The sequence below is a fragment of the Parapedobacter sp. genome (genome assembly GCF_053550995.1).
This window is the reverse complement of sequence record NZ_JBMQOC010000083.1, coordinates 1-13,018: the sequence shown is the minus strand read 5'-3', so window position 1 is coordinate 13,018 and position 13,018 is coordinate 1. Positions and strand designations below refer to the sequence as shown.

At 50.2% G+C, this 13,018-nt stretch carries 8 protein-coding genes; 1 reads left to right on the top strand and 7 read right to left on the bottom strand.

What is annotated here, in order from left to right; translation table 11 throughout:
* The 4 genes from ACO1NT_RS11770 to ACO1NT_RS11755 all read right to left on the bottom strand — a co-directional run.
* A partial coding sequence (locus ACO1NT_RS11770) for a DUF2911 domain-containing protein (protein WP_449048824.1) occupies positions 1-620 on the bottom strand: 620 nt, incomplete at its 3' end.
* A gap of 191 nt (positions 621-811) precedes the next feature.
* Positions 812-2,083, bottom strand: a complete 1,272-nt coding sequence (locus tag ACO1NT_RS11765; protein ID WP_449048823.1) for a sugar MFS transporter — start codon at positions 2,081-2,083, stop codon at positions 812-814.
* Between the two features lie 318 nt (positions 2,084-2,401).
* A complete protein-coding gene (locus ACO1NT_RS11760) occupies positions 2,402-2,917 on the bottom strand; it encodes a DinB family protein (RefSeq protein WP_449048822.1) in 516 nt (171 codons plus the stop codon).
* Positions 2,898-4,118: a sensor histidine kinase gene (locus tag ACO1NT_RS11755; RefSeq protein WP_449048821.1), complete on the bottom strand. Its 1,221-nt coding sequence runs from the start codon at positions 4,116-4,118 to the stop codon at positions 2,898-2,900. The genes ACO1NT_RS11760 and ACO1NT_RS11755 overlap by 20 nt, the downstream gene beginning before the upstream one ends.
* Before the next feature lie 89 nt (positions 4,119-4,207).
* Here ACO1NT_RS11755 and gltX point away from each other — a divergent pair, with 89 nt between their 5' ends.
* Positions 4,208-5,740 (top strand): glutamate--tRNA ligase, encoded by a 1,533-nt coding sequence (gene gltX / locus ACO1NT_RS11750; protein WP_449048820.1) that lies wholly within the window; start codon positions 4,208-4,210, stop codon positions 5,738-5,740.
* On the opposite strand, the gene ACO1NT_RS11745 is transcribed toward gltX, so the two are convergent.
* The 3 genes from ACO1NT_RS11745 to ACO1NT_RS11735 all read right to left on the bottom strand — a co-directional run.
* Positions 5,721-8,606 (bottom strand): DEAD/DEAH box helicase, encoded by a 2,886-nt coding sequence (locus ACO1NT_RS11745; protein ID WP_449048819.1) that lies wholly within the window; start codon positions 8,604-8,606, stop codon positions 5,721-5,723. The genes gltX and ACO1NT_RS11745 overlap by 20 nt on opposite strands.
* A gap of 46 nt (positions 8,607-8,652) precedes the next feature.
* The gene (locus tag ACO1NT_RS11740; RefSeq protein WP_449048818.1) at positions 8,653-10,866 is read right to left on the bottom strand and encodes a helix-turn-helix domain-containing protein; all 2,214 of its coding nucleotides are present in this window, start codon (positions 10,864-10,866) and stop codon (positions 8,653-8,655) included.
* An 81-nt stretch (positions 10,867-10,947) separates the two neighbouring features.
* Positions 10,948-13,018: GH92 family glycosyl hydrolase (locus ACO1NT_RS11735; RefSeq protein ID WP_449048817.1), on the bottom strand; the 2,071-nt coding region annotated here is incomplete at its 5' end.

The following is a 13,018-nucleotide window of genomic DNA, read 5'->3' as shown; positions in this document are numbered from 1 at the left end:
TTATAGTAATATTGCGCGGCTTGGAAATACGGCTTTTTGTCGCTCTTCATCGCCGCGGCGATGGAGGCCATGATTTCTGCATCTTGGTCGACCACCAGATCGAAGCCTACCGTTGTCCGCTCCCAAGCGATATTGAGTCGCGCGCCTTGCGGATGTACATCGGAAAACGAGATGGTAAAGGTTTCCAAAGGCTTAGCCAGCCGCTCGGCCTTCACTTCGAAACGGAGCAGGTCTTCTTCCTGTTTATACGTATAAGCACCCCATTGTTCGCTGTTTTTGCTTAGAATAATCGTCCAACTTTTCTTGCCCGGGATGGTCAATAATCCGTAGGTACCGGCTTCTACCTGTTTGCCGGCTATCGTTACAGACCCATCAAACGTCAGCACGGGAAGGTTATTCGCTCCGGTACGCCAAACTTCACCATAAGGCACGAGCTCACCGAAAACCTTCCTACCATTCATGTTTGGCCTACTGTACTCCAATGTGATCCTGCCGATGCCCAAGCCCTGGGTGACGGTCTGTGCACTACTCGCTGGCGGTAATTTTACTTGGGCTTCTACAGGTTGCCAACCTACAACAACTGATACGGCAATCAAGGCGGTCGTAAATAATTTTCTCATGTTACATATTGTTGGTTACAAGGTTCGAATTTAAGCATATTCACCAACCATTAGCCAACATTACCGAAATATTACAATTGGAGCATAATAGCGGAGAGGCACATCGCGTTATTAGGGTATTATTTATTTCACCAAAGTCCTGTTTTCCTGCACCCATTGCCGTGGTGCAGGAAAATCAGGCACAATGCTTTTTAGGCTCTCGCCTTGCCTACCTTGTGGCCACTTATGGCGTAATAGAGAATAAACAGATAACACGGAATGGTAACCCAATACGCTTGGTGTGGGGTGAAGTGATCGGCCAAAGCACCATATGCCAGCGGAATAATGGCGCCGCCCGCGATACCCATGATAAGCAGCGATGACGCCGCTTTGGTGAACCGGCCTACACCGGCGAGGGCAAGTGGCCATATGGCGGGCCACATTAATGAATTTGCCAGGCCAAGCAACGATATAAAGGCCACGGAAGTGACACCAGAGGTAGCCAGCGCGCCGAAAGAAAACAGCAGACCCAACACGGCACAGATGACAAACGCTTTTTCCTGTTTGATGTATTTAGGAATGGTGATGATACCGACAACATAGCCGACAATCATTGACACCATCGTTGCGGATGTAAAAAACTTGGCCTGCGCCAGCGACACCCCTTCACTGGCCGCATAGCTAACCACCGTATCGCCGGCAATGACCTCCACACCAACATATAAAAACAAGGTGAGTACGCCCAGTAATACATGCGGAAACTCGAAAACGCTCTTTTTGCCGGTATTCGACGCAGCCACAGTTTCATCTTCGGCATCGGTATCCACTTCCGGAAGTGCCGATTTGAAAATCACAAACGCCAACACCACCAATACCGCTACGATTCCCAAATAGGGGACGATCACCTTCGCCGCCAGTGCATCCAGTTCAACCGCACGTTGGGCATCGGACAGGGCTGCAATCCGCTCGGTCAGCCCATCGGCATCGCTCAAGAGAAAGAAACCCAGCACCACCGGCGCCAGGCCACCCGCGAACTTATTGCAAATGCCCATGATACTGATCCGTTGGGCGGCGCTTTCGGGTGGCCCGATAATGGTGATATACGGGTTTGAAGCTGTCTGGAGGATGGCCAAGCCACCACCTTGCACAAACAATCCGATCAGGAACAAGAGGTAGGTCCTACTCATCGCCGCGGGTATAAATAACAGGGCGCCCACAGCCATGACCACCAGGCCAACTGCCATCCCGTTCTTAAATCCGAAATAGCGAAGGGTCGCTGTAGACACCGGCGCCATGAGTAGGTAGGCTATGTAAAAGGCAAACGTAACGAGATACGATTGAAAATGGTTCAGCTCGCAGGCTATCTTCAAATAAGGGATCAGTACCGAGTTTAACCAGGTAACGAATCCGAAAATAAAAAATAGGGCACCGATGATAATCATGGGGCCCACCGTTGATTTTTGGGTGGTGGAGTTTACGCTCATTGTTGATTAGTATATTTGTAGTTTCAACTACTGCAAGACTATAAAATAAAATCTACATTTGAAACAAAAAAGATTATGCAATCGGTTGCTTAGGTTCGTCATGGCAGACTATAGGCAAAAGCAAGGTCTTAAAAATACCCTAAAATAGGAAACGTCCCGACCAATCGGGACATTTCCTACACCTAAACCGTATCATAAAACCATGGAAATGGTTTCGTAGATACTATAACTACAAAATGGAGTAAAAAAGGTTTTTTTTATTTATTATTTTTTTATTTACCCCAACGCAACGCCTACCGGGCGATATAGACTCACCGTTCATTCGCCACCGAGATAGCGCTCACGGATTATATTCCGGTGATGATTAAGGTGGCCTGCAATGATATACATAAATGCCCGCACACTGATTAGCCGTTCGGAGGCGAGGCCTTTCCGTGCAAGCTCATGTTCGTTGAAATGTTTGAAGAGCTCGAGGTTTGATTTCCGTACAAGCACGAACTCTTCGGAGAAACTTTCCAGTGACCGCTCATTGAAGCGTGCATTAGCCACGAAATCATCCGGCTCAAAGCCGATAAGCTCTTTGGTGTCGTTCCGGCCAAAACGCAGTGCCCGGTAGGCCATTATCCGCTCGGTATCGATAACGTGGCCCACCACCTCTTTGATGGTCCATTTGCCTTCTGCATAGGCAAATTCAGACTTCCCCGCCGGTATTCCGGCCAGAAATTCGGGAAAGGCCGTGATCTGCTCTTCGAGCAACTCCATCACATCGCCGGCAACGGTATCAATATAGGCGGAATAGATTGCTGGGTATTCATCAGATTTGAGCGGGTTCATACGTTTGGCTACTTGGTAATACGATTCTAAATGTGGTTCCTTTATCAATCTCCGATTCTCTGACGAAAATCTGTCCTTTATGGTATTCTATCATGCGTTTGGTAAGGCTAAGCCCTAACCCCCACCCCCGTTTCCTCGTGGTGAACCCCGGTTGGAAGACCGCCTCAAATTGGCCTCGGGGAATTCCCTTTCCCGTATCGCTAATATCAATAAAAATTTGTTCTTTGGCAATATTTTCTGAAATAACGATATCGATACGGCCGGCAGACTCGATGGCATTTGCCGCGTTCTTTAACAGATTCTCCAGCACCCAATCGAATAAAGGAACGTTTAACATGGCTTCTGCTTTGTTCTCGCCCGAGACATTGAAGATAATCTTGTCGCTGGTTCGCACCTTGAAGTAATTGACGAAATCGACCACCGTTTTGTAAACGGCCTGGCTCTTCAATACCGGCGCGGAGCCTATTTTGGAAAAGCGGTCGGCCACCACTTCCAACCGTTTCACATCGCTCTCCATCTCATTGAGCAGCGGGTCGCTTTCGGCATCAAACTTGGCCCGCACCAGCTCCAGCCAAGCCATTAGCGAAGAAATCGGTGTCCCTAATTGGTGCGCCGCTTCTTTGGCGAGCCCTACCCATACGAGGTTCTGCTCTGACTTACGGATGGAGTTGAACACTGTATAGGCGATGGCCAGGAAAATGGCGATGAGTGTAAGCTGTACATATGGGAAAAAACGCAGTTGGTTTAAAAGGAGCGAATCTTTGTAATAAACAAACCACTGCCCATTGTTTGGCAAATCGATCACAATGGGTGGGTGGCTTTTTTTCATGATGGCCAACTGGCGGTTGAAGTATGCCGGATCGTACACCACGTTGGCGTCGACGTCGTCTGCCATGATATTCGTTTTGGTAGAGTCCAAATCACGCCAATAAATGATGCTATCCCGTGCATCTGCAATGATGGCCGGCAAGGAGAGGCTATCGCGCACGGCATAGATGAATGTAATCATCTCGTCGTCCACATCGGGCATGGTGATAATACTCCGGGTGCTCATTGCCCACACTTCGGCCTTCGTGCGCTCGGATTTCGACAGGTTCCTAACCAGGAAATTGGTATACAACAGCGACGACGCTGCTATCAGGGCTGCGAAAATCAACAAAGCAAATTTCCAGCGCTGCTGGTTGTACTGGTAAGGATTCATCTACCGCGTTACGCCTATAAATTTCGGCCAAAATACATAATTCCCCGTGGATGATGGTTTTCGGCTACCGTATTTTTTATCTTTGCCCCATGGATCAAGACAAGAAGGTAAGGGTGCGCTTCGCCCCAAGCCCCACTGGGGGGCTGCACCTGGGTGGGGTGCGTACAGCATTGTTCAATTACCTATTTGCGCGCCAACATGGTGGTTCGTTTGTACTTCGGATAGAAGATACCGACCGGACACGCTTCGTACCGGGCGCGGAGGCATACATCCAAGATTGCCTCGCTTGGTGCGGCATTGAACCGGATGAAAGCCCCGAGCATGGCGGCGAATACGGCCCCTACCGCCAAAGCGAACGCAAATTGAATTACCGGCAATATACCGAACAGCTGGTAGCCAACGGTTACGCATACTATGCCTTCGATACCGCCGACGAGCTGGATGCACAGCGTAAACAGCAGCCCAACTTCAGGTACAGCCATGAAAACAGGCTACAGCTACGTAATTCGCTGAGCCTTCCCCCCACCGAGACCCAACGGCTTTTGGAGGAAGGCACCCCGCACGTCATCCGCATCAAAATGCCGGTTGATGAAACCATCAGCTTGGATGATTTGATACGGGGAACGGTAAGTTTCGAGTCTTCATTAGTAGATGACAAAGTCTTGCTCAAGGCAGATGGCATGCCCACCTACCACCTCGCAGTGGTAGTAGACGACCATGAAATGGCCATTAGCCACGTATTCCGCGGTGAAGAGTGGTTACCTTCGGCGCCAGTTCATATCCTTCTATGGGGGTACCTGGGATGGCGGAATGCCATGCCGAAGTGGGCACACCTGCCGCTTATCCTCAAACCCGACGGTAATGGCAAGTTGAGCAAACGGGATGGCGACCGCCTAGGTTTCCCGGTGTATGCCATGAACTGGCAGGACCCCGAAACAGGTACCATCACCAAAGGTTTCCGTGAAATGGGCTTCCTCCCCGAGGCATTCCTCAATTTGCTAGCCCTCCTGGGCTGGAATGATGGTTCCGACCAAGAGCTCTTTGCGGTAGACGAGCTCATCGACAAATTTTCACTGGAGCGGATCAGCAAAGCAGGGGCAAAGTTCGACTTTGAAAAAGCGAAGTGGTTCAACCATGAGTGGATAAAACGGAGCGACGACGATCGCCTCCTGCCGCAATTGGCCACCTTATTGGCCCAACATGGCATCGTGAGCGTCGACGAAAGGTACCTCTCCGGCGTGTTGGCCCTCGTCAAAGACCGACTCACCTTCCTTTCCGACTTCTGGGCACAGGCGTCGTTCTTTTTCAAACGGCCCGACAGCTATGACCTGCCGGCAGTACAACCTCGTTGGAGTGCAGAAAAAACGGCGTTTTTCGTCGATATGATTACACAGCTCGAAAACTTCGATCCGTGGCACAGTGCCGAACTGGAAAGCTTCTACAAGCTGGCCATCCAAGGCTCAGGCATGAAGATGGGCGAGTTGATGTTGCCTTTCCGAATCATGCTGGTGGGTGGCAAATTCGGTCCGCATGTGTTTGATATCGCTGCTCAATTGGGCCGCGAAGAAACGGTGGGCCGTATGAGAGCAGGCCTGGAAGCTTTTATCCAAGCAGCTCCTTGATATCATCGCGCGACAACGATTTGATAAAGCTCTCTTCTGTGGTGATGAGCGTATCGGCAATGGTTTTCTTGCGGTTTTGCAGGGCAAGTATCTTTTCTTCTACGGTATCCTTTGTAATGAATTTATAGATAAACACATTGCGTGTTTGCCCGATGCGGTGCGTGCGGTCTATGGCCTGCTGCTCTACCGCGGGATTCCACCAAGGATCGAGGATGAAAACGTAATCTGCCTCCACGAGGTTGAGACCCACGCCACCGGCTTTGATGGAAATCAGAAATAGGCGAGTATCTTTGTCTTCACGGAACTGCTGCACCACTTCGTTTCTGTTTTTGGTCGCTCCATCCAAATAGGCATACCCGATTCCGTGTTTATCGAAATACTGTTTGAATAATACCAATTGCTTCACGAACTGGGAGAAAACGAGCACCTTATTGCCCCGCTGAAGTACCGTTTCGAGTGTGTGGATAACGCTCTCGAACTTGCCCGATTCGCCTTTGAAAGTGGCGTCGATCATGGTGGGGTGATTGGCCAGCTGGCGGAGTTTCGTAAGCCCCTGCAATAATGCAATCTGCGGCGGTTTCACTTTTTCGTCGCCGAGGTTCTCGAGTATAGCATTGCGGTATTCGGATTTAACACGCTCATAATATTCGGCCTGCTCCTCACCCATGGTACAATAGAATACTTGTTCCGATTTGGGTGGCAGCTCCGTGGCTACTTGGCTTTTGGTGCGGCGCAGCACGAATGGCTTAATCATGGCTTGCAGGCGCTGGGCCTTTTCATCATCCTTTTTCCTTTCGATGGGTTGCACGAATTCCTGTTGGAAATAGCGGTAGCTACCCAGTAGGCCTGGATTCAAAAAGGCCATCTGTGACCATAAGTCTGCCACGGAATTTTCCACCGGCGTACCACTTAGCACCAACCGATGTTTTGCCTTAAGCCGCTTGACCGACTTGAACGACTTGGACGAAGGGTTTTTGATCAACTGGCTCTCGTCGAGAATAATATAGTTGAAATAGAATGAACTAAACAGCTCCTCATCGATGCGCGCAATGCCATAGGTGGTGATCACAAGGTCGTATCCTTCAAACAGCGCGGGTTCCTTGGCCCGGCCTACACCGGTGTGCACCAATAAATGTAAATCAGGCGCAAATTTGGCAGCTTCATTTTCCCAGTTGTATATGAGCGAGGTAGGCATAATGATAAGCGATGTCGACGGACCTGTCTCTGGATCGACCGTTTCCTTCTGTTTTTGGAGCAGTGCCAATGTCTGGATGGTTTTCCCCAAGCCCATATCATCTGCCAAGCAGCCGCCAAAACGATATTGCTGTAAGAAATGGAACCAATTATAACCAGCTTGCTGATAAGGCCGGAGTTGGCCGTTGAACCGCTGGGGAGGGGGCGTCTCTCCGATCGTATCGAAATGGGCCAATTGCTCGATTTGCCGGTCCATGGTTAGCGTGGTATGTTCGGAAATATCGCTTAATAACCCCACATGGTATTTACCGAGTCGGATACCTTTCTTGTCTTGCGAGAACTGAAAAAGATGGTTGTACCGCGCAAACCACTCTTCTGGGATGACGGCGACTTCACCACTGGGCAACATAAACTCCTTGGTATTGGTAAGAATATGGTTGCGTAGCTGGCTAAATGGAACTTCGTATTCGCCGAAACGGGCGGTGGCACGCACGTCAAACCAGTCGTTGTTTTCCTCTACAGCAAGGTCCAGTTCGGTCCGACCAAAGAAGAATCGCTTGTTCGGATCCTCCTGCACGAGCTCAAAACCGCGTTGGTGGAGTTCATCGTTCTTATCGCGAAGCCAGTCCATAGCCGACACGGCATCGTTACCGTTAGCCTCCGGTTCGAGGTTACTGAAAAGCGCATTCCCCTTGCTCAGCCCCATATCCAGCAGTTCCTGCATCCGGTTGTCTTCCCATTGTAGCGATCGCTTGATGCGATGAAAAGTGTAATGATCGGCAAGCTCATCGTATTCCATACGTACCGTTACCTTATGCTGACCGCCTGATGCAAACAGGTACGGGCCATACCGAAAATGGAGCTGCAGCTGCGATATGCCATTTTCCACGTACAGCAGTTTGATAATGGGCACCGCGTTATGCTGGTGCGTTTCAATGGTAAAGCCCTCCGCATATACGTGGTGTTTTTCAATCAGCCCGCGCACGAAGGTTTCGAAATATTTGCGCTCCGTAGCACGCCCCACGGCGATATAACGCTTTTGCAGAAATGGCGAAAGCTTCTTTCCCTCCAGCGGCTGGTCAAAATAATAGAGTACGTTTTCAAGCAACAGCCATGCCTGCTGATTGACAATCACCTGTGCATCCTTATACATGAACTCGATGCGGTGCCCGTTATACTTGATCGTAGGGAAGTAACGGGTTTCTTCACCGTTGCGCCTAAAATGGAACAGTACCGAAGCCGGTTGCTCGGCAATCGTTATTGGCTGGTCGGCGGCGTACCCGTCTTTGCTCATGAGGAATAAGCGCTTACCAACCAGTAAATCGAGCGCCTGAAGGAGATGCGCCTCAATTTTTGGCCGGATATAGTCGAGGAATTTATGATCAAAAAATTTAGCAAAAAAGTCAATGGGGCGTATCGGCTTTTTATGGTACCGTTTGATGACGTTGGTTTGCTCTATCGCCTCCAGCAGTTTGATCAGCTTATAATCTACCTCATCCAGAATCGGGGCATAGTCGACCGCCGTGTGGCTAAAAATTCGCCGATGCGTCAACGAGTAGCCGCCATTGGGATTAAGCTGCACCACATGCGGTTCTATCAAGTACCCCAAATAGGGGTGTTCGCAAAGCGAGTATATCAGTTCATAGGGTTGTGTGGTATCAACTTGCTGCATTTCACAACGGTGGTGTCGAAAAATAAAAGCTTCAAAGATACACAATCTAGCGGATAATGGACGCCTGAGCAATACGAATCTCATCGTATTCGACCGCGTTGTTCAATATCGCCCGGATCGCTCCTGAAGACTTTCCGGGGTTCTCCAATAGGGCCTGCTGGATAGTAGCCAGTTTGGCAGCATCCATCAACTGGGTGGCATCTATCCCCTTGCCTACGAAACCGGTGAGGTGTCCAACGACGGTTCCCCGCGTTAGGCCACGTTCTTCGGCGATTTCGTCGACGGTTTTTCCCGACTGGAAAAGATCAAAACTAATCCGTTTCGTTGCACCTTTGGCTGGCTTACCAACAGCGGCAGGCAATTCCCCCGGGGCGGCGGCAACGGTCGCGAATGCTGCCGTTCGGGCCATGATTTCCTGTAACGCATCTCCGTTCACCAACGCTTCGGTGATGAGGGCACATTGCCGCAATTGTTCTCTTTTTCGCTTGAAGTCGACCAGCAGGCCACTCATTTCCGCAACATATTTCTTTGTCCTCTTTTTGACCGCCCAACTGCTAATGTGTCCTTCCAGCGCGCGTACTAACTGGGTGTCCATCCTTGGCAAGAACCATTCCGTGGCTTTCGCGATACGTTCATGTATCCGGGGATAATCGGCTTGGCCATCTTGATTGAGCAGGCTATTCAATTGGTTCCGGAATTTATTGGCCACTTCCATGAGCGTTTCACACGCAAGGCATAGGGCTTCCACCAAACCCATCGCTTCCTCTTGGTCGGCAATATTGCGGGTGGGCAGATCCGTGCGGTGCATCTTCACCGTCTCCACGATGCGATCCCACCTGAAGGCACGTAGCAACAGTTGACCGATGTAATTGCGCTGCGAGGCCTCCAATAGTGGGGCAAGTTCATCTTCGCTCGCGGCTCTGCTCGAAAAATCGGCCACTTGGTGGTCTGTGCGAATACTATGCGGTGGAATCCGCGAATGCAGCACTAACCCATCTAGCGCCCGCAAGCGGCTCAACGCCACATATACTTGCCCGGCAGCGAAAGAAGCGCCCGCATCGATGATGGCACGCTCGAACGTAAGCCCCTGGCTCTTATGGATAGTGATGGCCCAAGCTAGCCTTAGAGGGAATTGTGCAAACGTACCCAACACTTGTTCTTCTACTTTGTCTAGCGATTTATCGTAATTATATCGGATATTTTCCCACTCCTCCCGCTTCACCTCCACTACTTCACTATCGTCTTTAAACTCCACGAGCAGGCTATCGCCGGCCGAATCGATGTGTTTCACATATCCGATCTTGCCGTTGTAATATCGTCGCTCATCGCCGCTGTCATTACGGATGAAAATCACTTGGGCACCCACTTTCAATGTCAGTTCGAAATCCGCGGGATACGTGCCTTCAGGAAAATCGTTGGTCACTTTAGCCTTTAATACCACCGACTTTCCGGAAAGGGTAGCTAACTCTTGTCTGTTGATGGTATCCGCACGGTTGTTGTGGGTGGTCAGTGTGATATACGGCATCCTAGCGGAGGGAACGAAATCGGGTTTATAATAACCATTGAGTACGTCCAGTTGAGCGGGTGTACAGCAATTGTTGCGAATGTCGTTGAGGATATCGATGAATATCTGCTCACTCTGCCGATAGATTTTCTTGAGTTCGAGGAGTACGGGGGGATATTCGCGCAGCACCTTGGCGTCAAAGAAAAACGGACTTGGGTAATATTGTGCCATGATTTCCCTTTCCCGTTCTTTTACGACCGGTGGCAGCTGGAACAAATCGCCGATAAAAAGCAGCTGCGTGCCTCCGAACGGGCGGGCGTCACGCCGTACGCTCTTCAAAATCGTGTCAATGGCGTCTAACGTATCGGCCCGCAACATGGATACCTCGTCGATAACCAGCAGTTCTATCTCCTGCAGCAACGCACGCCGCTGCTTGGTTAGCTTCACCTTTCCGAATAGACGGCGGCGGTTGTAAATGTGGCTGTCATCATCATTCCATGCCAGCTCGTAATCTTCAATATAGAGGCCAAACGGCAGCCAAAACAGGGAGTGGAGCGTGGTACCACCTGCATTCATCGCGGCAACGCCCGTTGGTGCCGCCACGGCCATCTTCTTATAGCTGTGTTGCCGGATGTATTTCAAAAAGGTAGTCTTCCCGGTCCCGGCCTTGCCGGTCAGAAAAATATTGCGGTCGGTGTGGTTTACAAAAGATACCGCCTGCGTGAAAGCCGCGTTCTGTACATCCAATGACGCCATAAGGTATTAAAGGTCCAAATTTACAATGCCCACTGGTAGCGCAAATGCCAAATATAGGCTTTTTTGCTTGATTGAATGAATTCACTCGGTTGTGACCACCAACTCTTTACCTTCCTTCAATTCGTCGTGCGAAACAAACCACCCATCTATTTTGCGGCCACCGTAATTGATGTCCTCTATTTTCTGGCCATTGCCTTTTTTGGTTATCGTAAAGCGGTTTCCGTCTCCCATCGTAAATTCAACCTTATCGAACAGCGGAACGGTTACGATATATTCCGGATCGGCTGGCGAATAGGTATACAGACCTATTGCATTGAATACATACCATGACGACATCTCGCCGGCGTCATCCATACCGGCATAGGCAAGCCTGTCGGTACCCATGTCATAATAGTGGTTCATGATGCTATCCAAATAGAACTGTGCCTTTTCCTGCCTCCCAATGAAATAATATGTATATGGCACACTATGATCGGGTTGGTTGCCGTGGCAGTAATTGCCGATGAATCCGGTCATGTTGTATGCTTCGTAACCCCGCCAAGGCTCCGAAAAAAGTGAATCTAATTTTGCATCAACAGCCTCGTGGCTCGGATACAGCGCGACCATCCCTTCGGGATCGTGCGGGGCGAAGAACAGGGATTGCCAGGCATTGGCTTCCCTGTACATATAGGCGTAATAAGGGTAATAGGGATCAAAATCAGCTATCCAGCTTCCGTCGTCTATTCTACCGCGCCAGAAACCGGTTCCGGCATCGAAAAGGTTTTTGTAATTGGACGAACGCGACATCAACAGGTTAAAGTTTTCTTCATCACCGAGTTCTTTCGCCAACAATGCGGTCGCATAGTCGTCATACGCATACTCAACGGTCTTGGTAACTGCGGCTTTGTATTCATCGCCTGTAGGTACATTTACGGTGTCTTTTTCCGCGATCCACCCCCGCCCCATATATTCGTCAAGGTAGGGGCGTCCACCCCTTCCTGGAACCGTCGCATTTTTCAGCAGTAGTTTATAGGCACGCTCCAGGTCAAAATCCCTGATACCACGCAGGTATGTTCCAGCAACGAATACCGACGCGTGGTCACCGTGGAAGAAGGTCGGCATATATCCACCGCGCTTCTCGCCCTTATCCATAATCGATTTGACGATGTCGACCGCAACATCCGGTCGGATCATACCCAGCAATACCAATTTATTGCGGTAGTCGTCCCAGAAAGACGGGTTGGTGTAATACCGGAATCCCCCATTGGAAAGTGCTCCCTTTTCATCAATATAGTCGCCGTTGACATCGCTCCGCAAAGCTGGCCAAAGGAAAGAGCGGTAAAGCGTGGAATAGAAAATACCCTTCTCCCGCTCGGTTCCGCCGCCCACTTTGATATGGGATAACAGTTCTTCCCATGTTTGGTCTGCCTCGTTGCGTACCTCGTCGAACGTCTTGTTGAGCATTTCTTCTTCCAGGTTCAATTTAGCGTTCTCGATACTGGTAAAAGAAAATCCAATCTTCAACTCCAGCGGTTCTGCCTTTTCGCTGTCGCGGAAATTCACCACGGAAACCACACGTTCCCCCTCCCTTACCTGCTCAATGTTTTCTATTTCATAATTGGAAACGGCATAGAAACGGAGGTTCCCGTCCGCATCCTGATATCCGCCAAATGTATTGGCATCCATCTTCTTTATTTCCCAATCCTTTACACGGTTGTTGGAACGCGCCATGTCGACAAGTAGCCTTTTGCCGATTGTATCCGGAAACGTGTATTTATGATACCCGCAGCGCAGTGTGGATGTCAACTCGGCGTTGACACCATAACGCTCAAGGAACACCTGGTAGTAACCGGGGCGGGCAGATTCATTGGCATGGCTGAAAGCAGATTTGAAATCCTGCGGCGATACCTCACCCGTAACGGGCAGCATCGGTATATGCAACAGGTTCCAATGCCCCTTATTCGTGTGGGCAAAGCCATAGATTACCGTATCCTCATATTGGTAGCCTGCACCGCTGCGGTATTGGGTCACTGGGCTTAACTGCACCAGCGCGTTGGGCAGGGACGAGCCCGGGAAAACCTCAGCACCCCAGGCGCGATCCTGGGTGTTGAGGGCATATCCGAGGTCTTCCGGATCCCAAAGCGTGGCCGTACCCAAAAATGGGTCCACGTGG